Annotated in this window: 19 protein-coding genes and 1 tRNA gene; 14 read left to right on the forward strand and 6 right to left on the reverse strand. The window is 62.1% G+C overall.

What is annotated here, in order from left to right; all coding sequences use genetic code 11:
- Positions 1-76 (reverse strand) — tRNA-His (locus BE0216_RS04120).
- Positions 77-272: 196 nt separating this feature from the next.
- On the opposite strand from BE0216_RS04120, the gene purT reads away from it, so the two are divergent.
- The 8 genes from purT to BE0216_RS04160 all read left to right on the forward strand — a co-directional run bounded on the left by purT (position 273) and on the right by BE0216_RS04160 (position 9,262).
- Positions 273-1,526 (forward strand): formate-dependent phosphoribosylglycinamide formyltransferase, encoded by a 1,254-nt coding sequence (purT, locus tag BE0216_RS04125; RefSeq protein ID WP_094636801.1) that lies wholly within the window; start codon positions 273-275, stop codon positions 1,524-1,526.
- Between the two features lie 288 nt (positions 1,527-1,814).
- The gene (gene gndA / locus BE0216_RS04130; protein WP_094636800.1) at positions 1,815-3,263 is read left to right on the forward strand and encodes an NADP-dependent phosphogluconate dehydrogenase; all 1,449 of its coding nucleotides are present in this window, start codon (positions 1,815-1,817) and stop codon (positions 3,261-3,263) included.
- Between the two features lie 293 nt (positions 3,264-3,556).
- A complete protein-coding gene (locus BE0216_RS04135; RefSeq protein WP_094636799.1) occupies positions 3,557-4,216 on the forward strand; it encodes a response regulator transcription factor in 660 nt (219 codons plus the stop codon).
- Entirely contained in the window at positions 4,206-5,414 is a 1,209-nt protein-coding gene (locus BE0216_RS04140; protein WP_226805693.1) for a sensor histidine kinase, read from the forward strand. The genes BE0216_RS04135 and BE0216_RS04140 overlap by 11 nt, the downstream gene beginning before the upstream one ends.
- Positions 5,415-5,631: 217 nt before the next feature.
- Positions 5,632-6,801: a hypothetical protein gene (locus BE0216_RS04145; protein WP_143249294.1), complete on the forward strand. Its 1,170-nt coding sequence runs from the start codon at positions 5,632-5,634 to the stop codon at positions 6,799-6,801.
- 18 nt (positions 6,802-6,819) lie between these two features.
- The gene (locus tag BE0216_RS04150; protein WP_158217198.1) at positions 6,820-7,497 is read left to right on the forward strand and encodes an ABC transporter ATP-binding protein; all 678 of its coding nucleotides are present in this window, start codon (positions 6,820-6,822) and stop codon (positions 7,495-7,497) included.
- On the forward strand, positions 7,491-8,675 hold the full coding sequence (locus BE0216_RS04155) for an ABC transporter permease (protein ID WP_094636795.1): 1,185 nt from the start codon (positions 7,491-7,493) through the stop codon (positions 8,673-8,675). The genes BE0216_RS04150 and BE0216_RS04155 overlap by 7 nt, the downstream gene beginning before the upstream one ends.
- Positions 8,676-8,719: 44 nt before the next feature.
- On the forward strand, positions 8,720-9,262 hold the full coding sequence (locus BE0216_RS04160; protein ID WP_143249292.1) for a hypothetical protein: 543 nt from the start codon (positions 8,720-8,722) through the stop codon (positions 9,260-9,262).
- Between the two features lie 156 nt (positions 9,263-9,418).
- Here the strand turns inward: BE0216_RS04160 and pgl are convergent, their stop codons facing one another.
- From pgl to zwf, 3 genes are read right to left on the reverse strand one after another with little or no spacing between them, the layout of a single operon-like run.
- Entirely contained in the window at positions 9,419-10,213 is a 795-nt protein-coding gene (pgl, locus tag BE0216_RS04165) for a 6-phosphogluconolactonase (RefSeq protein WP_094636793.1), read from the reverse strand.
- A gap of 19 nt (positions 10,214-10,232) precedes the next feature.
- Positions 10,233-11,294 carry a glucose-6-phosphate dehydrogenase assembly protein OpcA gene (locus tag BE0216_RS04170; protein ID WP_094636792.1) on the reverse strand — a complete coding sequence of 354 codons (1,062 nt, stop codon included), beginning with the start codon at positions 11,292-11,294 and terminating at the stop codon, positions 10,233-10,235.
- Positions 11,291-12,853 carry a glucose-6-phosphate dehydrogenase gene (gene zwf / locus BE0216_RS04175; protein ID WP_094636791.1) on the reverse strand — a complete coding sequence of 521 codons (1,563 nt, stop codon included), beginning with the start codon at positions 12,851-12,853 and terminating at the stop codon, positions 11,291-11,293. The genes BE0216_RS04170 and zwf overlap by 4 nt, the downstream gene beginning before the upstream one ends.
- 153 nt (positions 12,854-13,006) lie before the next feature.
- Here zwf and purC point away from each other — a divergent pair, with 153 nt between their 5' ends.
- The 5 genes from purC (at position 13,007) to BE0216_RS04200 (ending at position 20,020) form a co-directional block, all read left to right on the forward strand.
- A complete protein-coding gene (gene purC, locus BE0216_RS04180; RefSeq protein ID WP_094636790.1) occupies positions 13,007-13,759 on the forward strand; it encodes a phosphoribosylaminoimidazolesuccinocarboxamide synthase in 753 nt (250 codons plus the stop codon).
- Between the two features lie 105 nt (positions 13,760-13,864).
- Positions 13,865-17,602 carry a phosphoribosylformylglycinamidine synthase gene (locus BE0216_RS04185; RefSeq protein ID WP_094636789.1) on the forward strand — a complete coding sequence of 1,246 codons (3,738 nt, stop codon included), beginning with the start codon at positions 13,865-13,867 and terminating at the stop codon, positions 17,600-17,602.
- Between the two features lie 237 nt (positions 17,603-17,839).
- Complete coding sequence (locus tag BE0216_RS04190) at positions 17,840-18,112, forward strand: FitA-like ribbon-helix-helix domain-containing protein (RefSeq protein WP_094636788.1); 273 nt, start codon at positions 17,840-17,842, stop codon at positions 18,110-18,112.
- Positions 18,109-18,549, forward strand: coding sequence for a type II toxin-antitoxin system VapC family toxin (locus BE0216_RS04195; RefSeq protein WP_094636787.1), 441 nt, complete (start codon positions 18,109-18,111; stop codon positions 18,547-18,549). Before BE0216_RS04190 ends, BE0216_RS04195 begins: the two co-directional genes overlap by 4 nt.
- A gap of 235 nt (positions 18,550-18,784) precedes the next feature.
- A complete protein-coding gene (locus BE0216_RS04200; RefSeq protein ID WP_094636786.1) occupies positions 18,785-20,020 on the forward strand; it encodes an ATP-binding protein in 1,236 nt (411 codons plus the stop codon).
- Positions 20,021-20,023: 3 nt separating this feature from the next.
- On the opposite strand, the gene BE0216_RS04205 is transcribed toward BE0216_RS04200, so the two are convergent.
- A complete protein-coding gene (locus tag BE0216_RS04205) occupies positions 20,024-20,242 on the reverse strand; it encodes a hypothetical protein (RefSeq protein ID WP_094636785.1) in 219 nt (72 codons plus the stop codon).
- Complete coding sequence (locus BE0216_RS04210; RefSeq protein WP_094636940.1) at positions 20,239-21,993, reverse strand: Y-family DNA polymerase; 1,755 nt, start codon at positions 21,991-21,993, stop codon at positions 20,239-20,241. Before BE0216_RS04210 ends, BE0216_RS04205 begins: the two co-directional genes overlap by 4 nt.
- Before the next feature lie 235 nt (positions 21,994-22,228).
- Between BE0216_RS04210 and purF the strand changes: the two genes are divergently transcribed.
- Positions 22,229-23,761: an amidophosphoribosyltransferase gene (gene purF, locus BE0216_RS04215; protein WP_094636784.1), complete on the forward strand. Its 1,533-nt coding sequence runs from the start codon at positions 22,229-22,231 to the stop codon at positions 23,759-23,761.
- The last annotated feature ends 50 nt before the right edge of the window (positions 23,762-23,811 follow it).

The raw sequence follows: 23,811 nt of genomic DNA on the forward strand, positions 1-23,811 counted from the left end.
TGGGGTGGATAACGCGGCTCGAACGCGCGACCTTCTGAACCACAATCAGATGCTCTACCGACTGAGCTATATCCACCATTATTGAGTTATTTCGGTGAACCGAAATCCACACAACAGATGGATACTATACATGATTTCTCGGACGGGCACTACCACGGCGTGTACAGCGTGTCGCTTCACGCCGTTTCCGCCTCCGATCGCCCTCATACCATACCCCGCCGCATACGATTCCCAAGCGCGGCCTGCACAGGGCGCATGGCACAATATTGCGTATGAGTGAAATCGACCGCCCGCTGGGCACTCCCCTTGGTTCCCGTCCGACCCGCATCCTGTTCCTCGGCTCCGGCGAGCTGGGCAAGGAGGTCACCATCGAGCTGATGCGGCTTGGCGCATGGGTGTGCGCGGCCGACTCCTATGCGGGCGCGCCCGCGCAGCAGGTGGCCCACGAGTCCCGTGTGCTGGATATGGCGAACGCCCATGCGCTGCAGGCGCTGTTCGACGAGGTTCGTCCGGATATCATCGTGCCCGAGGTGGAGGCCATCGCCACCGAGGTGTTGACGAGCGCGGCGGCCCGCGGCGCGCAGGTGGTGCCGAGCGCCGAGATCGCGGGGATCTGCATGGACCGCGAGCGCCTGCGCGTGCTGGCGCATGAGGAGTTGGGATTGCCGACGACGCCGTACCGTTTCGCGGGTTCGCTCGATGAGTTGCGCGAGGGGGCGCTGGCCGTGGGCTATCCGTGCGTGGTCAAGCCGGTGATGAGTTCCTCCGGCCACGGCCAATCCATTGTGCGCGGGGCCGATGCGATCGACGCCGCGTGGACCGAGGCGCAGGAGGGCCGCCGTGCCGCCGGCGAGGGCGATGTGTCGCGTGTGATTGTGGAGGCGTTGGCGCCGCTCGACTATGAGCTGACGGTTCTGACGGTGAGTTCCAGCGCTGGCATCGCGGCCTGCGTGCCGATCGGTCAGCGTCAGGAAAGCGGGGATTACCGCGAGTCCTGGCAGCCGGCCTCTACGCCCGGCGCCGTGTTGGACGAGGCTCGGCGTATCGCCCGAGCCGCCGTGGAGGGTTTGGTGGCCAAGGCCAAGGCTTCCGGCGAGACCGGGTGGGGTGTGTTCGGCGTGGAGTTGTTCGTGCTCACCGATGGTTCGGTGCTGTTCAATGAGGTGTCGCCGCGTCCGCACGACACCGGCATGGTGACGATGGCTTCGCAGCGTTTGAGCGAGTTCGCCTTGCACGCCCGTGCGATTCTGGGATTGCCTGTGACCGAGGGGCATGTGGCGTTGGCGATGCCGGAGGGCGCGGTGGCCGCGAGCCATGCGATCGTGGTAGCGGGCGACGGCGAGGCGGTGTTCGGCGATGTGGCGCAGGCGTTGGCCGAGCCGGGGACGGACTTGCGTATTTTCGCCAAGCCCGAAGTGCATGGACATCGCCGTATGGCGGTGGCGTTGGCGGTCGGCACCGATGAGACGGACGCCCGCGCCAAGGCCGGCCGTGTGGCCGACGCGCTGACCATCACCGTGGAGTAAGAGGCCTTGCCCCAAGCCGTCCGACGGACTTCGACCGGCCCGTCGGGCGTCTGGATTGCTTACGCATCAATGCCGGCCGTCTCGCAATAGCCGCTTCCGACCTCCAAACCAATCAGCCGATACTTTCCGACCGGCGGCCCTTCTGCTTCGACCGGATTGATTGATTCGCACGCACGATGTCGATGTCCGCAGTCGATGTCCGCACTGTGTACGCCGTCGGCCGTGAGGTCGGGGCGGGTTATAGACTGGATATCGAAAAGTACTCTTTTTGACACGGAAGGATTCAGCATGACCGCTGAAGCAAACGTCGGAGTAGTCGGTCTGGCCGCCATGGGCGGCAGTCTCGCGCGCAATCTCGCCCATCACGGCAACACCGTGGCGGTGTACAACCGCTCCTACGGCCGTACGGAGAAGCTCATCGCCGAGCACGGCTCCGAAGGCGAGTTCCGCCCCGCCGAAACGTTGGAGGAGTTCGTCGCCAGCCTCACCAAGCCGCGCACCGCGATCATCATGGTGAAGGCCGGCGAGCCGACCGATCGGATGATCGACGCTCTGGCCGATCTGATGGAGCCGGGCGACATCATCGTCGACGCCGGCAACGCGTACTTCCCCGATACGATTCGCCGCGAGAAGGCGATCCGCGCCCGCGGACTGCATTTCGTGGGCTGCGGCGTGTCCGGCGGCGAAGAGGGCGCGTTGCGTGGCCCCTCCATGATGCCCGGCGGCACCGAGGAGTCCTGGACCACGCTGAAGCCGATTTTCGAATCCATCGCCGCCAAGGCGGAAGGCGAGCCCTGCGTGACGCATATCGGCGCGGACGGTGCCGGCCACTTCGTCAAGATGGTGCACAACGGCATCGAATACTCCGATATGCAGCTGATTGCCGAAAGCTACGACCTCATGCGCCGCGGCTTGGGGTTGGAACCGGCCGAGATCGGCGACGTGTTCGAACAGTGGAACGCCACCGAACTGGACTCCTATCTGATCGAGATCACCGCCGAGGTGCTGCATCAGGTCGACAAGAAGACCGGCAAGCCGCTGGTCGATGTGATTGTGGACCATGCGGGCATGAAGGGCACCGGCACGTGGACCGTGCAGTCCGCGCTGGATCTGGCCGTGCCGGTCACCGGCATCGGCGAGGCCGTGTTCGCCCGTGGCCTCTCCTCGCAGACCGAGCTGCGCGATGAGGCCGTCAAGCGTGGATTCGCCGGCCCCGACGGTTCGCTGAACGTGGCCGAGGCCGATCGTCAGGCGTTCATCGACGACATCCGTCAAGCGCTGTACGCCTCCAAGATCGTCGCCTACGCGCAGGGCTTCAACGAGATCACGGCTGCCGCGAAGGAACATGATTGGGATATCGATCTGGCCGCGGTGGCGCGCATCTGGCGCGGCGGCTGCATCATCCGCGCGAAGTTCCTCAACCGCATCTCCGACGCCTTCGAGTCGGGCGAGGCGAATGTGTCTCTGCTGTTCGCCCCCTACTTCAAGGAGGCCATCGAGAACGCGCAGGCCGCATGGCGCCGTGTGGTGGCCCGCGCCGCCGAATACGGCGTGCCGACCCCGGTGTTCGCCTCGTCGCTCTCCTACTTCGACGGCCTGCGTTCCAAGCGCCTGCCCGCGGCTCTGATCCAGGGCCAGCGCGACTTCTTCGGCGCGCACACCTATGGCCGCATCGACGCCCCCGGCGTGTTCCACACGCTGTGGGCCACCGAGGACCGCGAGGAGATCGAGGCCTAAATACCGGCCTCGTCATCGGATAGTTTCGCCGCCATCGTCCGCCATGTTTCACGGCACCTTCTGACACCCGACGTCAGAAGGTGCCGTGAAACATGGTGGACGTTCGTGTTTCACGGTACAAACCGACGAGCCAACGTCAGAAGGTGCCGTGAAACATCGTTTGTAAGCATGTTTCACGGCACCTTCTGACGCCACCCACCGGCCCAAACGCCTGTCATGAAAAATGACCACATCGCTTTTTGCTCCGTGGACGCACGGCTATAATCATCCGCGGACATGTGAAGGGGGAATGCATGCGGGCGAACACGTTGGCCATTGTGGATAACGACGTATGGGTGCTGTCCGGTCTGATGTCTTTCTTCAGCGCACGGTTTCCGCAGCTCGACATCATATGGACGGCGACCGATGCCGATAGCGCGCTGCAAAAACTGCACGATGGGCAACGTCCGAACGTTCTGCTGACCGACATCTCAATGGGAAACGTATCAGGCATTGAACTTATCCACCGGATTCGCCAGCAAAACTCCCATCTCGGCGTCGTTGCCATAACCGCCTTTCCGATGGAACAGTACGCCCACGCCGTTGCACAAGCCGGAGGCCAGGCGCTGGTCAGCAAACAGTACCCTCAAAAAATCGCGGAGGCGGTGTTATCCGTAGGACAAGGCGGAGTAGGCGAACCCGTTGGCGAAATCGTCTTCCCGACAGCGCAACAAGCGTTTGACATTGCGTCGGCAAGCCAGCCCACAGGCATCGAAACACTCTCCCCCATGGAATCGAGAATCGTGGAATTATGCGCCCAAGGAATGACCTCCGTCGAAATCGCCCACACGCTCGGCAAAGCCGTCGCCACGGTCAATACGCATCTGCAACGCGCATTGGAAAAAACCGAAGCGCGCAACCGCACGCATCTAGTCGTCCTATGGCTCGAACGGCAGCATCATTATGGCAATTAAAAATAAACTTTCTCTGATATCGATTCGAAAAAACTTAAGCAGGTTTATTCCTGTCATATCGCTCCCTCACGTTGAACACTCTTACATGCTATTTTTCTCAATATTGGCAATGGTCTTCGACGGGTATGTCATCATTATCGCAAGATTGACTCGGCCTATCAACACAGAGGATTGGTGCTGGTTTTGCATATACATGTTGCTTTGCTCATTACTTTCGAAATTTCCTCGTTTTTCCAGCAGTGCAATAATCTTGCTGTTATCAGTACTTTGTCTATTCCCTGATCTTGGCGATAACCAGTACATGTTTGCTGGCATCATCATTACATTTGGCATATTCGCATATACCATGTCAATTCTTGCCGTGGGAATCATTTCTGCGCTAACAGCTGCGATCCTGTTCTTTTCAGAAATATATTACGAAAAAACATTATCTGCCGCATTAGTAACAGTTCCAATTTATCTTATTGCCATTGTCGTTGGATACACTTGCAAGCTTAACCGGGAAATCTCATTGGCTAGAGAGCAGAACGCCAAAAAGGAAGCCGAGCTGCATGCTCAACTGCACATATACCAGCGCAACCTACGTTTAGCTCGAAATCTGCACGATACGGTTACGAACAATCTCAGTTACATCATCTCCATAGCCGACGCACAGGAAGGGCCGATGTGGAGAAATATTTCCACAAAAGCCAATGAATCATTCGACACCACGCATGAGGTTATCCGACTATTGCATGATACCAACGCCAAGCCAGCACTATTTCAGGGAACCATTCATTCGCTGATCCAACAACAACGTGCGGAGCTGGAACAACTTGACATCCATGGATACTATGAAGTGGATCAGTTCGACGAGAACATTCTCACCGAAGAGATTCGCCATGAGATGGCGCAACTCATCGGCGAGATTTTCAAAAACGTATCCAAGCATGCTGACACCGTTCATAAGGAATTCCTTTTCATCCTTCGCTGCCGACCACTCATGGTGGAACTCATTCAGATGAATACCGTTTCCCCAACAGCACACCCACTTTCCCGCGGCCACGGGCTGGCACTGCATCGTGAAATCATTCAGGCATTAGGCGGTTCGTTGACCACGCAAACGGAAGACAACACATGGACGTTGCATGCCGTCTTCCCCATCGATGGTCATCCGTCGGAGTCAACGGCGCTAGAACACACGGCACAACAGCGATAAGGGCTCACCAATCTCTGTGGTGTGTTTACCCTACAGAGATTTCACTACAGGCATTTCATTCTCCGCGTCATACCCATCTATCGTGTGACGGACGACCATCGTCCTCGATCGGCGCGACCGCACGTAGTCCGCAGCGGTCCGATTGACCGAGGACATCCCCGTTGGCGATCGCATCGCCACCCAGAACCGCAGAATTATGAAGAATGGCAACAAGTTAGTGGCTGCAGCGTTGTCCGCGTTGCTGCTGTCGGGATGCGCGGCCTGCGGAAATCCCACTTCGGACTCCGACCAGGTCACAGACCCAACGGTGAATTCCGATTCGACGAATACGGTGACGGTGACCAGCGGCACACTGGCACCCACAATCTCCGCGCAGGCCACCGTCATATCGAATACGGCGTTCACGCTCACGGCCTCGGCGCAAGGTGTGTTCCAAGCCTCGGCGAAGGTCGGAGACGTCGTCAAAGCCCAGCAGGTGCTGGGTTGGGTGGATTCGACCCCCATCACGTCACCGGTCGAGGGCACCATCGTCTCGGTCGCGGGATCCGGCGTGACGGTTCCGCGCAACTATCCCGTCGTCACACTGACATACAGCGGGTTCGCATTGCAAACCGACGCGACCCGTCTGCTGCGCATGACGGATTCATCCGACAATCTCAGCGGCAAATTCCAAATCACCAACGGCGAGGGACCGACCTCCTGCGCGGCCGTCGTCCCCTCACAGCAGGCGGCGGAATCCTCAACGGACTCAAGCAGCGGCACCGCAGACGGCAACTCCACAGACGGCAGCGGCGATCAATCGACGGCCGGCAGCATCGCCTATAGTCCGACGGCGGAACCGTCGCGCGTCATTCCCATCTCCGCGTATGTCAAAGACCCGGATGACGCGAGCGCATCCGGCGGAACCGACGATGGCGGCGAAGCATCCTCGAACGGTGATTCGGCCTCCGATAACGACGCTGCCGCCAGTGGCGATCCCGCCTCCGCAGGCGGCACGGGCTCCGGCAGCGGCACCGCATCATCCGGAAACGCCAACTCATCAACAGACGGGGGCAATAGCTCCAACGGATCCGCCTCCGCAGCGCCGTCATCATCCACCACCATGGCCTGTCTGGTCGGCAAAGACATCGACGTGCGCGAAGGGGAAAGCGGCACGTTGGTGCTCACCGCATCCGCGACCCAACCGTCGCTCCTGCTGCCTGTGTCCGCAGTGGCGGGACGCAGCGGAAAAGGCACCGTGACCAAAGTCACCGACGACGGCCAAGAGCAGGTATCCGTCGAATTGGGTGCCAGCGACGGCGCGCGCATCGTCATCACCTCCGGCTTGTCGGAAGGCGACACGGTGCTCGCCACCGCACCGAATCTGACCGTCAAACAAACCCAGTAGCCAACCGACATGAATGATATGCTGATTTCCGCGCGCCATCTCACCGCGCATGTCGCGTCGACGGGCAAACACACGCTGCGCATTGTGAACGACGTGTCGCTCGACATCCAACGAGGCGAATCCTATGCGATCGTGGGCAAATCCGGTTCAGGCAAGACCTCGCTGATTTCGATTCTCGGCCTGCTGAACGCGCGCTATTCCGGCGATCTCATGTTCGACGGCAAGAATATGCGCTCCATACCGGACCGTGAACGCGCCGTGGTCCGCTCCACACGCATCGGATTCGTATTTCAGAACTATTCCCTGATTCCCCAGCTCAATGTGTGGCAGAACGTCGCGCTCCCCATGCAGTACGCGCGCAAAGGATCATCCTCACGCCGCAAACACCGCGCCTTGGATTGCTTGCGACAGGTGGGATTGGATGCCCGCGCCGCGGATCGGCCCCGCACGCTGTCGGGAGGCGAACAGCAGCGTGTGGCCATCGCGCGGGCGATGGTATGCGCTCCCGACCTGCTGATCTGCGACGAACCGACCGGAGCGCTGGACAAGGATACGGGGGACGCCGTGATGGAGTTGCTGATGAGGCTGGTACGGACGGAAGGGCGCACGCTGGTCATGGTGACCCACGACACCGATATCGCCAAGCTTTGCCAGCATCAGCTGCGCATGGACCGGGGGATAATCACACCATGCTGATCATGATGCTGCGGGACCTGCGTCTGGCCCCTATCCGCACGGCGCTGACCGCCGTCAGCATGCTCATCGGCGTGCTCGCGGTCGTCGGCGCGTCGCTGGTGGGCACCATAGGCAGCACATTCCTTGAGGCGACGAACGCTCAGATAGCGGGACGACCGGCCTCCTACCTGGTGTCGGTCGAAGCTCCGAAAGGACTGGATGCCGACCAGATGCAGGCATTCGCCACGGCGCTGGCCGATGCGGATGGCGTGGCGATGGCACCGGTGGTCACATTGTCGGAAGGTCTGACCATCGTCCCCTCAGACGGCGGAGGAACCATCATTCCCAGCACCGTGTCCGAAACCGTGCTCACCACGTCGAGGTACCGCGACGTCTACCTGCTTCCTCTTGTCTCAGGGCAATGGTTCTCGGCGGAATCCGACGCCGCGGGATTGCAGATCGTCGTCAACGAGGCCGGGCAGAATCGGTATGGCGGAGTCGGCAGCACGCTCTCCCTCACCTCGCAGGGCACTCAAACCGTGACCTCCGCCACGGTGACCGGAGTCATCAACGACGCCGACGACTCCCCTCGCGTCTACATCAACGCCACCTCGTTCGCCATGTTCGAAACCCAATTATGGGAGCCGCAATCCGTCGACGTGTATGCGCATCCGCAATCCTCCGGCAGCACGGCCAACGACATCTCGTCGCTGGTGTCGGACATCGCGTATGACTCGTTCTCGGGATCCGCGACCGGAGTGCAGCGCATCGACAACAGCGATTCGTATACCGAAGTGCTGAGCTACCTGCAAACCGCGTTCGCGGCGTGTGCCGCGCTGTTGTTGGCCATGGCGGCGCTGGGATTGCTGAACATCGGCTTGTCCGATATCGAGCAACGCAGCCACGAGCTGCTGATCCGCCGGGCTTTGGGAGCGTCCCGAACGCATGTGATGCTGCTGGTTTCCGGCTCAAGCGTCATTCTGTCCCTTATCGTCGCGGCGGTGGCGATCACGTTGTCCATGGCGTTCGTCGCGTTCATTCCTTCGATATTGCCGGCGGACAGTCCCATACCGCATCCCTCATATCCGTATGACGCCGCAGGCTATGCCCTTGCCGGCGCCGTAGTCACCGCACTGCTCGGCAGCGCCGTTCCCGCAGTCAAGGCCGCGCGTCTCGAACCCGCGATGGCATTGCGCTAGCAGCGCGTTATCTGTCGTAATAACCAATTCAACCTAAGGAGAATATGATGCGCATATCACGCACGCACGGTATCGCGGCCACAGCAATCGCTCTCTGCATGGCCCTTGGCCTCGCCGGATGCACGATCGGCGGGCAGACGAACAGCAACGCCTCGACAGCGGACCAGCAGACCACCGAGGACGGCTCGGCAGATGGCTCGACATCGAAGTTCCTCGATGCGGACGGCATACAGAAGGAATACGCTTCGACGCTGGAAAATCTTGAATTCCCCGACGGCTATACTCCGCCGGACAAGATGGACACTTCAGGCGCGACCCAATTCGAACAGGGTTCCGGAGAATCCTCGGCCTCGTTCATATGGATGTGCGCGTGGGAGGAGGATTGGCTGAACAGCTACGCCACCAACGAGCAGGAGGCGAGCTCTGCTTTGCAGCAGTTGAACAAGGCCAAAGACATGCCGTTCATGCAGTCGGACCGGGTCGACGAGCCGACCCGCGACATGCTGCAGAGCAGGCTTGATAAGGCGGCCATGTCGGACCCCTCCGGCATACAGCAGGATGTGGATCTGAACTGCTCGGCGCAGTAGCGATTCCTCTCCCACGTCAATCGGGCGTCAGGAGGCGCCGTGAAACATGGCGGACGTTCGTGTTTCACGGTACAAACCGACGGACCAACGTCAGAATGTACCGTGAAACAGCACCGATTGGAATGTTTCACGGCACATTCTGACGGAACGCCACAGCTACAGCAGACTGGCCGCGGCGGTGTCGATCAACCAAAGCAGTTCGTCGGCGGCGTCGGCGTAGGAGCTGGGAGCCGCCGGATTGCGCGGCGCGGCGAACGCTTTGGCCACAGCTTCGGCCTTGCGGGTTTCGGAGGTGAACACCCAGGTGCGGTGCGCCCTGGCAATCATCGGCACGGTGAGCGTGACGCGCAGCGGCGGCGGCTTGGGCGAATCGCGCACGCCGGCGACCAGCGTGTGCGGATCGTCGATCAGCACCTCTTGCTTGCCTGGGAACAGCGAGGCGAAATGCGCGTCCGGTCCGACGCCGAACATCAGAATATCCAGCTGCGGATCCTCTCCCAATTCCTCAATCAGTTCTCGCTGGTAGGCGGCCGCGGCCTGGGCCAGCACGGCATCGGTCCGCTCCTCGTCGGCGGCGGCGATCTCATCCGCCGAACGCACGTCCGCCGGCATCTCATGGATATTCGCTTCAGGCAGGCGGCCCGATTCCACCAGCGCATCGAACAGCGCCTCCCGCGCCTGCTTGGCGTTGCGATCGCTACTGTCGGCGGCCACGAAACGCTCGTCGCCCCACCAGATATGCACGCGGGACCAGTCGACGGCCGCGGCGAGGGGGCTCTCCCCCATCACTTTGAGCACGTAGATGCCGTCCGTGCCGCCGGTCACGCCGATGTCGACGCGTGTGCGGCCCGGTTCGGCCAGCAGGTCGGTGATGGTGAGCAGCGTGCGCGCGGCCACGGCTTGCGCCAGCGTTTCCGGATCCGGATAGACGATGGTCTGTCGAACGCTCATTTGCGCTTCCTTTCGTTGCTTATCGCTGCGGGTGGATGAGGTCCCAGCCGCGGGTGAGCACTTCGGCGTAGACCTCGTCGGGGTCGAGACGGCGCAGCTCCTCGCTCAGACATTCCTCCAAGGTGCGGGCCGGCACGGAGATGGTCTGCGGCGCCTGACCGGGTGTGCTGATCGTGGCCACGCCCTCCTCCACTGAGGGGCGCTCCAGACTGAGCACGCCGTCCGCGCGGGTCAGATACACGCCGGTGACCGCGTCGGAGCCGGGCACGTCCTCGATGGTGACGGACACGCCGAGTTTCAGCCGCAGCCATGCGGCGAGCATGGTCATCGAGATGAAGTCCTTCGGTCCGCTCACCTTCGCCGAGATGATCGGCAGATGCGGCGGCTGGTCCAGCATGGTGGCGATCATCGCGCGCCATACGGTCAGCCGGGTCCACGACATGTCGATGTTCTGGCTCGACCAGTTGCGGCGCAGATCCTCGATGGTGCGGGCCGGATTGCTGGAACGTTTGGCGTCGGTGATGCGGCGGCGGGCCATCGCGCCGAGCAGGTCGGTTTTCGGATTGGCCGGCGCTTCGGTCGGCCACCAGGCCACCACGGGCGCGTCGGGGACCAGCAGCGGAATCACCAATGTGTCCGGATGGTGCACAAGCCCGCCGCGCGGTCGCAGCACGATGATCTCGCCCGCACCGGCATCCGCGCCGAAACGGATCTCCGCGTCCAGATTCGACCGCCCGGACTCGCTGGCCGCGTCGACCGCCATACCACCCTGCGTGTCGACGAAAACCTGGGTTTTGCCCGTCCGTCCGCCTTGCGCGGCCCGCCCGTCGGCGACGGCCTCGGGTTCGGGTTTCGCCGCCGCACGGGCTTTGCCGGCATGCGGCACCACGGCGATCACACGGCAGGGATGCTCGCGGCTGGCGTTGTTCGCGAGCTCGAGCGCGTGCTCCAGCTCGCCCTCGTCGGTGGCAATGAGCAGGGTGAGCACGCGGCCCAACGCCGCTTCGCCACGCTCCTCGTGCAGTTCGTCGATTTTCGCCGCGATCTCGCGCGTGCGGGTGTTGTTGAGTTCGATAATCATGGCATCCTCCACTGGCGTCCGTCGCGGGCGAGCATCTCATCGGCTTCGGCCGGTCCCCATGTTCCGGAACGGTAGGGTTGCGGCTGGCCGAGTGTGGACCAGAACTCCTCAATCGGGTCGAGGATCTCCCAAGAGAGTTCCACCTCGCGGGTGGTCGGGAACAAAGGCGGATCGCCGAGCAGCACGTCGAGGATCAGCCTCTCATAGGCTTCGGGCGAGCTTTCGGTGAAGGAACGGCCGTAGCTGAAGTCCATCGACACGTCGCGCACCTCCATCGAGGTGCCGCCGGGCACCTTCGCGCCGAAGCGGATGGTCACGCCCTCGTCGGGCTGCACGCGGATCACAATCGCGTTCTTGCCCAGTTCGCGCGTGGCGGTCGATTCGAACGGCAGATGCGGGGCACGTTTGAACACCACCGCGATTTCGGTCACGCGCTTGCCCAAGCGTTTGCCGCAGCGCAGGTAGAACGGCACGCCGGCCCAGCGTCGGGTGTCGACGTCGAGACGGATCGCCGCATAGGTTTCGGTGGTGGAGTTCGGGTCGATGCCCTTCTCGTCGAGATAGCCCGCCACCTCATGCGAGCCCTGCCATCCGGCGGCGTACTGGCCGCGGGCCGTGTGGGCCGCCAGATCCTTGGGGAGTTTGACGGCGGACAGCACCTTGGTTTTCTCCGCGGTCAGGTCGGCGGCGGAGAAGCTCACCGGCTCCTCCATGGCGGTGAGCGCGAGCAGCTGCAGCAGATGGTTCTGGATCACGTCGCGGGCGGCGCCGATGCCATCGTAATAGCCCGCGCGGCCGGCCACGCCGATGTCCTCGGCCATGGTGATCTGCACATGGTCCACATAGTTGGCGTTCCAGATCGGCTCGTACATCGCGTTGGCGAAACGCAGGGCCAGCAGGTTCTGCACGGTCTCCTTGCCTAGATAATGGTCGATGCGGAACACGCTGGAGGGGTCGAACACCTCGGAGACGACGCGGTCGAGCTCGCGCGCGCTGTCGAGGTCATGGCCGAAGGGTTTTTCGATGATCACGCGACGCCACGCGTCGTCTTCGGATTTCGCCAGACCGCAGTCGGCCAGCTGGCGGGAGACGATGGGGAAGGCGCGCGGCGGCACCGACATGTAGAAGGCGTGGTTGCCGCGCGTGCCGCGTTCGCGGTCGAGCTGGGAGACGGTGTCGGACAGGCGCGCGAACGCCTCCGGATCGTCGAAGGTGCCCTGCACGAAGCGGATGCCCGCGGCCAGCTGCTTCCACGTGCTTTCGCGGAACGGCGTGCGGCAATGCGATTCGACGTTCTCACGCACGAAGGCGCGGAACTCGTCCTCGCTCCAGTCGCGACGGGCGAAGCCTGTCAGACCGAAGCTCGGCGGCAGAAGACCACGGTTGGCCAGATCGTAGATGGCCGGCAACAGCTTCTTGCGCGACAGATCGCCGGTCACGCCGAAGATCACGATGCCGCAGGGGCCCGCGATGCGAGGCAGGCGCAGATCTCGCGGATCACGCAACGGATTGGACCACTCTTCGGCCATCGCGGCCGTATTGGTTGTGGATTGACTCATGATTCCAGTCTAAACCGCCGCAATCATCCCACAGCCTAATCGTTGCACGATGTTGCCGTTCATCGCATCATCAATGTAGCCGGCGCTTGCTAACCTGTTCTCCGTTAGTTCACCGTATTTCCACTCCTATTTGACGCATCAGGAAGGCGGATCATGGAGAAGTTGGAGAAGCTCTACGAGGGCAAGGCCAAGAAACTGTACGCGACGGACGACCCGGACATTCTGTGGGTCGACTACATGAACCAGGCCACCGCCGGAAACGGCGAGAAGAAGGCCCAGATCGAAGGCAAGGGCAGCCTGAACAACCACATCACCTCCGTGATCTTCGACCTGCTCAAGGCCCGCGGCGTGGACTCCCACTTCGTCGAGAAACTCTCCGACACCGAGCAGCTGGTCAAGAAGATGGACATGTTCCCGCTTGAGATCATCATGCGCAACACGGCCGCCGGCTCCTTCGCCAAGCGTTACGGCGTTGAGGAAGGCACCCCGCTCAAGAAGCCGATCCTCGAATTCTGCGTGAAGTCCGACGCGCTGGGAGACCCGTTCATCACCGAGGACGGCGTGGTGGCGCTGGGCCTGGCCTCCGAGGAGGAGATGGCCGAAATCTCCAAGCAGGCGCGCGCGGTGAACGCCGCCCTGCTCGACATCTTCTCGAAGATCGACGTCAAGCTTGTGGACTTCAAGATCGAGGAGGGCAAGACCTCCGACGGCGCGATTCTGCTCGCCGACGAGATCACCCCCGACACCTGCCGCCTGTGGGACACCAAGGACGAGTCCGGCAAGATCGAGCATCTCGACAAGGATCTGTTCCGCCGCGACCTGGGCAACATCATCCCCGCCTACGAGGAGATCTACGGCCGCCTCAAGTCCCTGGCCGAATCCGAAGGCATCGCAGTCGACGACTGATCCGTACCCAGCCCGCACCCGAAGATCGGATGCGGGCTTTTCCTCCCCTTGCGGGAGATCATAAAACACAACACCACCACTCACTTGGAACTACAGGAGCAATCAGTGGTCTATCGCGTATATGTGGAGAAGAAGCCGGGCTTTGACGTCGAAGCGCAGCAGCTCGGCACCGAATTGAAGACGATTCTCGGCATCGAGGCGCTTGAAGGCGTGCGCATCGTCAACCGTTACGACGTGGAGGGCATCTCCGCCGAACTGTTCGAGCAGACCGTGCCGATCGTGTTCAGCGAGCCGCCGGTGGACAACGCCTCGACCGACATGCCGGACTTCGGCGACGCCAAGGTGTTCGCCACGGAGTTCCTGCCCGGCCAGTTCGACCAGCGCGCCGACTCCGCCTCCGAATGCATCCAGCTCATCTCGCAGGGCGAGCGCCCCACCGTGCGTTCCGCCAAAGTGTATGCGCTGGCCGGCGCGAACCTGACCGACGAGGATGTGGCCGCCATCAAGCGCTATGTGATCAACCCCGTCGAAGCGCGTGAGGCCGGGCTCGAAACCAAGGAAACGCTGCGCACCGCCGTGCCCACGCCGTCCAAGGTGGAGGTCATCGAGGGCTTCCGCGAGATGGACGAGGCCGCAGCCGCCCAGTTCATCGCCTCGCGCGGCCTGGCCATGGATCTGGCCGACCTCAAGTTCTGCCAGCGATACTTCACCGAGCAGCGGCGCGACCCCACGATCACCGAGATCAAGGTGATCGACACCTACTGGTCCGACCACTGCCGCCACACCACCTTCGGCACCGAGCTGACCGACATCGAAATCGACGAACCCGCCGTCAAGGCCGCGTTCGAGAAGTATCTGGCCATGCGCCACGAGCTGGGCCGCGACGGCAAGCCCGTGTGTCTGATGGATATGGGCACCATCGGCGCCAAGTGGCTGAAGAAGCACGGCATTCTGACCAACCTCGACGAATCCGAGGAGATCAACGCCTGCACCGTCAAGGTGAGGGTGGACGTCAACGGCGAGGATGAGGACTGGCTGTTCCTCTTCAAGAACGAAACCCACAACCATCCCACCGAAATCGAACCCTTCGGCGGCGCGGCCACCTGCATCGGCGGCTGCATCCGCGACCCCCTGTCGGGCCGCTCCTACGTGTATCAGGCGATGCGCGTGACCGGTGCCGGCGACCCGACCGTGCCGGTGAGCGAAACCCTTAAGGGCAAGCTCCCCCAGCGCAAGCTCGTCACCACCGCGGCCGCGGGCTACAGCTCCTACGGCAACCAGATCGGTCTGGCGACCGGTCAGGTCGACGAGATCTACCATCCGGGCTATGTGGCCAAGCGTATGGAGGTGGGCGCGGTCGTGGCCGCCACCCCGGCCGACCATGTGCGCCGCGAAACCCCGACCCCCGGCGACAAGCTCATCCTGCTGGGCGGACGCACCGGTCGCGACGGCATCGGCGGCGCCACCGGCTCGTCCAAGGCGCATAACGTGGAATCGCTGGAACTCGACGGCGCGGAAGTGCAGAAGGGCAACGCGCCCGTGGAGCGCAAGCTGCAGCGTCTGTTCCGCCGCGGCGACGCCTGCCGTCTGATCAAGCGCTGCAACGACTTCGGCGCGGGCGGCGTGTCCGTGGCGTGCGGCGAGATCGCCGACGGTCTGACCATCGACCTGAACACCGTGCCCAAGAAGTACGAGGGCCTGGACGGCACCGAACTGGCGATCTCCGAATCGCAGGAACGCATGGCCGTGGACGTGGCCGCCGAGGATGTGGACGAGTTCCTCGCCTACGCCCGCGAGGAGAATCTCGAGGCCGTGGTGGTGGGCACCGTCACCGAGGATCCGCGCATGGTGATGACGTGGGACGGCGACGAGATCGTGAACCTCACCCGCGAGTTCCTCGCCTCCAACGGCGCGCCGAAGACGCAGGCCGCGCACGTCGAGGCGCAGGGCACGTATGAGACGCCGTGGACCGCCGGCTCGCTGGCCGAGCGTATGAACGCCATGGTCACCGACATCAACGTGGCATCCAACAAGGGCCTGTCCGAGCGTTTCGATTCCACCATCGGCGCGGGCACCGTGCTTATGCCCTTCGGCGGGCGCAAGCAGCTCACCCCGAATATGGCCATGGTGGCCAAGCTGCCGGTGTTCGGCGAAACCACCACCGCCTCGGCCATGGCGTGGGGCTTCAACCCGTACATCATGGAGAGGAACCAGTTCACCGGCGCGTATCTGTCGGTGGTCGAGTCGCTCTCCAAGCTGGTCGCGGCCGGTTTCGAGCATGAGAAGGCGTATCTGAGCTTCCAGGAGTATTTCGAGAAGCTGCGCGACGAACCAACCCGTTGGGGCAAGCCGATGGCCGCCGTGCTCGGCGCGCTGATGGCGCAGGTCGACCTCGGCGCGGGCGCAATCGGCGGAAAGGATTCCATGTCCGGCTCGTTCGAAGACCTCGATGTGCCGCCGACGCTGGTCTCCTTCGCCGTGGCCGTGGGCAATATGAAGCGCGCCACCTCCCCAGAATTCAAGGGTGCCGGCCATCGCGTGGTACGTATCGCGCCGCGGTACGGGGCCGATGGACTCACTCCGGACAAGGATGGTCTGCTCGAGGCGTTCTCCGTGGTCGAGGAGCTCACCGACTTCGGCGACGCGCTGGCCGTGTCCACCTGCGGATATGGCGCCGCGGCCGAAGCGCTGTTCAAGATGACGCTCGGCAACCAGATCGGCGTCGCGCTTGTCCCGTCCGTGACCGTGGATGATTTGTTCGCCCCGGCGTACGGTTCGTTCTTCGTGGAGCTGGCCGACGACGCGAAGGTGCCGGCCGCCTCAAATCTCGTCGAGATCGGCGAGGTCGGCGTGACGACCGAGGCCTACGAGTTCGCTGCCGCCGGCGAGACGCTTGACTTGGCCCAAGTGCAGGAGGCGTGGGAGTCCGGCATCGAATCCGTGTTCCCCTACCGTTCGCATGGCGCGGACAAGGGCGCCGTGGTGGAGGCCGTCTCGTTCGAGGCGGAGAAGAAAACCGTGTACACGGGGGCGGGCGTGGCCAAGCCGCGCGTGATCATCCCCGTGTTCCCCGGCAACAACTGCGAATACGACACCGCGGCCGCGTTCGAACGCGCGGGTGCCGAGACGAGCACGCTGGTGATCAACAACCTCTCCCCCAACGATGTCGTCGAGTCCACGCATGCGCTGGCCGAGGCGATCCGCTCCAGCCAAATCGTCATGATCCCCGGCGGATTCTCCGGCGGTGACGAGCCGGACGGCTCCGCGAAGTTCATCACCGCGTTCTTCCGCGCCCCCGAGGTGACCGAGGCCGTGCGCGATCTTCTGCAAAACCGCGACGGTCTGATGCTCGGCATCTGCAACGGCTTCCAAGCGCTGATCAAGCTGGGTCTCGTGCCGTATGGCGACATCGTGCCGATGACCGCCGAATGCCCGACGCTGACGTTCAACACCATCGGCCGCCATCAGTCCCGTCTGGTGCGCACCCGCGTGGCGTCGAACCTGTCGCCATGGCTGGCGAAAACCGCTGTGGGCGATGTGCACACGGTGGCGATCTCCCACGGCGAGGGCCGTTTCGTGGCCTCCGACGCTGTGCTTGCCGACCTGAAGGCCAACGGCCAGATCGCCACGCAGTACGTGGACGAGGCAGGTGTGCCCGGCATGGATCTCGACGTGAATCCGAACGGCTCGTTGCTCGCCATCGAGGGCATCACCAGCCCCGACGGCCGCGTGTTCGGCAAGATGGGTCATTCGGAGCGTTCCGGCAACGGCCTGTACGTGAACGTGCCCGGAAACAAGTACCAGCCGCTGTTCGAGGCCGGCGTGGAGTACTTCACCGCCTGACGCGTCGCGTCAACCGACTATATCGAGTGTCCGGCATCACCTATGATGCCGGACACTTTCATATTCGTCGTTGCTTATTCGGCATGCCGAGCGCCCCACCTGTCATGCCGAGCGTAGTCGAGGCATCTCAAGTCCGAGATTCTTCGACTCCGGCTTCGCCTCCGCTCAGAATGACGTTGATGTCGAAGAATCCCACCTTTTGATATCATTGTGATATCAAACCTAAGGAGGGGCATTATGACCACATCACTGTTGATTCGCAAGCTTCCCGAAGACGTCAAAGAGACCCTGGCCAAGGCGGCAAAAGCCAACGGCCGCTCCACCGAGGCGCAGGCACGCTCCGTACTCGAGGAGTTCGCCGCCTCATGGGTGGAACAGCCGAAGGAAAGCATGTACGACTTCTTCACGAGAATACGGGAGGAAGTTCTTGAGGGAGGTATCGACGAGGACGAGTTCCAGCCCATGCCCCGAGACAAAAACGAACAACCAAGGCCGGTGGATTTCGAATGAACGGCAAGCCCCACCGCATCCTGCTCGACACCAACGTGGTCTCGGAACTCTACAAATCACAGCCAGATCAAGCAATGGTCGACTGGTGCGAAAGCATCGACCTTGACGACACCTTCATCAGTTCCATCACCATCATGGAGCTCATGTACGGCATGTGGCGCATGCCGGCGGGAAAGCGACGCACTCTGCTGTCCAACGCAATCACCCGCACCTTACGCAGCTATGAGCGGCGTATGCTGCCGTTCGACCTTGACGCCGGCATACGATGCTCTCTTATCCGAGCCGACCTGGACGCACACGGACATCCTGTCGGATTGGCCGATGCGCAGATCGCCGCCATCGCCCAAGCCAACGACTGCACCATAGCCACGCGCAACACCAAGGATTTCCAGCACACCGGCGTCCCCCTCGTCAACCCATGGGAGACCGCCGCATAGCAGCGAGTTCACTGGGCGAATCCGACATCACCACATTCACCCAACAATCAGCCCGGCTCCCGCGGCCGAACTATACTCAAATGACTTTCCCCCATATGAAGCGTTACACAACAATGCAGTATCGCATCAGCCCACCAAGATAATTAACTTTTCTAAGTATGCTTAGAAAAGTTGTAGCTCAGGCTAAGTTTTCAAAGTATACTTAGAAAGTAGGAACTGATTTCGAGGAGGCTTCATGAGCAACACGATTTTTTCGACACCACTGAAAGAACGCCCGCTGTACATGGATCTTCTGACCAAAACCATCGACAACGGCGTGATCAAAGTGCTGACGGGGATGCGCCGATGCGGCAAATCCTCGTTGTTGGCACTGCTCGCGCAACATCTACTCAACACCGGAGTCGACGCCGACCATATCATCAGCGCCAATTTCGAGTCCTCCGAATTCTTCGATATCGCCGATTATCGGGATCTGCACACGTGGGTCCGCGAGCGCATGCCGCATGACGACGAGCATTACTATGTGCTGCTCGACGAGCCGCAAGGCATCGAGCATTGGGAGAAAGCCGTCAACGCGCTCCACGTCGACACGGATGCCGACATCTACCTGACCGGTTCGAACGCCTTCATGCTCTCCAGCCAACTCGGCACGTTGCTGTCAGGTCGGTATGAGGAAATCAACATCCATCCGCTTTCGTTCAAGGAGTTCATCGAATACACGCAGGAAAACGACCGTGACGCCGCATTCGAACGCTACATGCGATACGGCGGCCTTCCACCGGTCGTCGACCAAGGCACGGATGATCAACTCGCACGAACCATGCTGTCTGGCATCTACAACACCGTCGTCGTCAAAGACGTGTCCCAACATGTGCAGATACGCAACATGGCGGCATTCAACGACGTGGCGCGATTCCTGGCAGACACCACTGGGTCGAACGTATCCGTCTCAAAAATCGAAAACCGCCTGACCAGCGCCCACCGGAAAACCTCAGGCCCCACCGTGGAACGATACGTGCAGGGGCTGGTCGACGCGTTCCTGTTCACACGAGCCAGACGATACGACATCAAAGGCAGCGGCTATCTGCAAGGCGGCGAAAAGTACTATCCCGCCGACCCCGGCATTCGCAATATGCTGCTCGACTTCCCCGCGACCGATTTCGGCTTCGCTTTGGAGAACATCGCGTGTAACGATCTGCTCACCCGTGGATTCAGCGTACGGGTCGGCAGACTGGACTCGCTCGAGGTCGATTTCCTCGCCTCACGCGGCACCGAAAAACTCGCCATCCAAGTCACCGCCAGCCTCACCGATACCAAAACACGCGACCGGGAATTTGAGCCATTACGCCGCCTCGCGGTCAAAGCCACGAACGAGCATATACAACGTGTCATCGTCACGTTCGACCGCATCGGCTTGGGTGAAGTCGATGGCATCGAAATCGTCAATGCCATCGACTGGCTTCTGCGATAAAACTCATGCTCCGTCGATGAGAGGCGTGGGGGCGTTGGCTTGGGCGATGGCTTCGGCGTTGCGGCGGTCGGCTTCGGCGATGACGTCCTCATAGCCGGCGAGCGCGGCGAAGGGCATGAATTGGGCGGCGCGGTTGGCGCGTGGCATCTGCGGGCGCCTCGGCGAGACGTGGTGCGGCAAATCGATGATGTCGTCGTAGCGGTGGGTTTCCTTGAGACTCATGCGGCATGGCCTCCGATCTGGCGGTTGCGTTGCAGTCCGGTCGCGCCGGGCTCGAGATTCATGCCTTTGATGACGGAGCCGCGTCCGAATTTGTGCGTGATGTCGACGATGGCGCGCTGCACCTCCGTTTCGGCTGCTTCATTGCGCTCGGTCGCGTCATACGCGTTGCCGCAGTCCGATATCCGGCGCGACGAACCGTTTCCCGCATGCACCATACGCCGCCTTGACTCCAGCTCCGGTTCCAGCCCCAACTCCGATGCGACGCCATCGGATACCATACCGCCCGCCGTGCGCCCATGGTCGAAATTCGCAGCCGCATCATCACTCGCATCGAAGAGATCCGGCTGCTCGTAGGATGTCGCGGCGGCCGCATCCGCCTCGGACCGCGTCGCCAATCCGGCGGCCACCACGGTGACACGCCGCACCAGCAGCGACGGGTCGACGATGCGGTCGTAGAGCGCCATCATCGCCTCGCGGATACGCGTGGACGAGGCGGTGTGCCCTCCCAGATCACACGAGCTGTTCGCCGGCTTGGGCACGCGCCGCCCGTAATGGTCCACAGCGACGGGACCTCGATATTCACTGGCCGGCGTTTTCGGTTTGACCGGCCCGCATTCGGCTTTGGCCGGGTCGAGACTGCTGATGTCGTATCCCACCATCAGTCCTAAATTCCGGGCCACCAATCCTTTGCCGACCAGATCCAGCGAGACCGCGTCAGCCATCTCGCGCACAATCAGCCGTGCCGTATCGAAATCCGCCGGACCTTGCAGCACCTGTCCGGAGCTGATGGAATGCCCTTCAGGCTTGTATGCCTTGATATCGGCCATCGTGCACGACTCCCAGCCCCACGCGTGGTCGATCAGCAGCTCCGCGTTCACGCCGAACAGTCGATACAGCAGATCCTCGTTGTGATAGTCGGAGGCGCGGCCGAGCGAGCAACGGGCGATATCGCCCATGGTGTCGAGTCCGTGCGCGGCGAGTTTTTTCGCGTATCCTCGCCCAACCCGCCAAAAGTCGGTGATCGGGCGATGCTCCCACAACAGCCGCCGGTACGACATCTCGTCGAGTTCGGCCACGCGCACGCCCTGCTCGTCGGCCGCCACATGCTTGGCCACGATATCCATGGCGACCTTCGCCAAATACAGGTTCGTGCCGATGCCCGCGGTGGCGGTGATGCCGGTGGTTTCGGCGATGTCGCGCACGATCACGGTGGCGAGCTCATGCGGGGTCATCTTCAACGCGCGTAGATACGGCGTCGCGTCGACGAACACCTCGTCGATCGAATACACATGGATATGTTCGGGCGCCGCGTATTTGAGATACACACCGTAGATACGCGCGCTGTGGTCGAGATAACGCGACATACGCGGCTTGGCGGCGATGAAGTCCACCGCGAGTTCGGGATGCGAAGCCAGCTCGCCGGCATCGGTGGACGAGCCCACAAAGCGACGCCCCGGCGCGCGCAACCGACGCTCCGCGTTGACCTCGCGGATCCTCTGTTCGACTTCGAACAGCCGCGCGCGCCCCGGCAGACCATACTCCTTCAGCGACGGGGAAACCGCCAAACAGATGGTTTTCGACGTACGCTCCCGGTCCGCCACCACCAGATGTGTGGTCAGCGGGTCGCGCCCAAGATCCTGGCATTCCACAGAGGCATAGAAGGATTTGAGATCGATGGCGATATACGCACGCGCGTCTTTAGTGAGCGTCCCACCGCCAACAACACTTCCAGCATCGCCCGCGCCGCACATCATCCACCTCCTTTCACCCCGCTTCTTCGTATCCGGTGCCCAACACCATACCACAGCAGTCGAACATTTGTTCGACGGTCGCATTCCAGGCGAGCCTCCCAACGAAAACATGCGGCCGCACGCACGCCCATCGACCTGCGCACCCCGTGTTGTTAGCCCCGATTGGTAAGGTGATGGGGTATCGAACAGGCGGTACTTCTTACAACTTTCACCACACGGAAGGAAGTCGCTGGGCATGTCTGCTGAGCTCGAAGATATCCACGAGGAATGCGGCATTTTCGGCGTCTGGGGGCACCCGGACGCGTCCCGTCTCACCTATTTCGGCCTGCACGCGCTGCAGCACCGCGGCCAGGAGGGCGCGGGCATCGTCTCCAACGACAACGGCACGCTGATCGGCCACCGCGGCCTGGGACTGCTGACCCAGGTGTTCGCCGACGAACGCCAGATCCAGCGCCTCAAGGGCGACAAGGCCATCGGCCATGTGCGCTACGCCACCGCCGGTTCCGGCACCACCGATAACATCCAGCCGTTCATCTTCCGCTTCCATGACGGCGATGTGGCCCTGTGCCACAACGGCAACCTCACCAACTGCCCGTCGCTGCGCCGCAAGCTGGAGGACGAGGGCGCGATCTTCCACTCGAATTCCGACACCGAAGTGCTGATGCATCTCATCCGCCGCTCCGACAAGCCGACCTTCATGGACAAGCTCAAGGAGGCGCTCAACACCGTGCACGGCGGCTTCGCCTACCTGCTGATGACCAACGACGCGATGATCGGCGCGCTCGACCCGAACGGCTTCCGCCCGTTGAGCCTGGGCAAGATGAAGAACGGCGCCTACGTACTCGCCTCCGAGACCTGCGCGCTCGACGTGGTCGGCGCCGAACTCGTGCGCGACATCCGTCCCGGCGAGATCGTGGTGGTCAACGAGCACGGCTACAAAATCGTGCAGTACACGAACGAGACCCAGCTGGCGATCTGCTCGATGGAGTTCATCTACTTCGCCCGCCCCGATTCGAATATCTACGGCGTCAACGTACATTCCGCACGCAAGCGCATGGGTGCCCGTCTCGCCGCCGAGTCGCCGGTCGAGGCCGATATGGTGGTCGGCGTGCCGAACTCCTCCCTCTCCGCCGCATCCGGCTATTCGGAGGCGTCCGGCCTGCCCAACGAGATGGGCCTGATCAAAAACCAGTATGTGGCCCGCACCTTCATCCAGCCCACGCAGGAGCTGCGCGAGCAGGGCGTGCGCATGAAGCTCTCCGCCGTGCGCGGCGTGGTCAAAGGCAAGCGCGTGATCGTGATCGACGATTCCATCGTGCGCGGCACCACCTCACGCCGCATCGTGCAGCTGCTCAAAGAGGCGGGCGCGGCCGAGGTGCATATGCGCATCAGCTCCCCGCCGCTCAAATACCCCTGCTTCTACGGCATCGACATCTCCACCACCAAGGAGCTGATCGCCAGCAAGCAGAGCGTGGAGGAGATCCGCGACTTCATCGGCGCCGACTCGCTCGCCTTCCTTTCGCTCGACGGACTGGTCGAATCAATCGGACTGAACGCGGCCGCGCCCTACGGCGGATTGTGCGTCGCCTACTTCAACGGCGACTACCCCACCGCGCTGGACGACTACGAACAGGATTTCCTCGCGTCGGTCACCCCGGAGGACCGCGTGCGCCTACCCCGCTTCGCGCTCGACGACAGCGAGTACGAGGGCAACGAATACTCCTGCCAGAAGGGTCTCAAGCCCGGCGAATGGCAGCCGAAACTCTAACCGACATCACATCCGTCCAAATCCATATGAAGAAGCACCAAGAAAGGTCT

This window comes from Bifidobacterium eulemuris, from assembly GCF_014898155.1.
GTDB lineage: Bacteria > Actinomycetota > Actinomycetes > Actinomycetales > Bifidobacteriaceae > Bifidobacterium > Bifidobacterium eulemuris.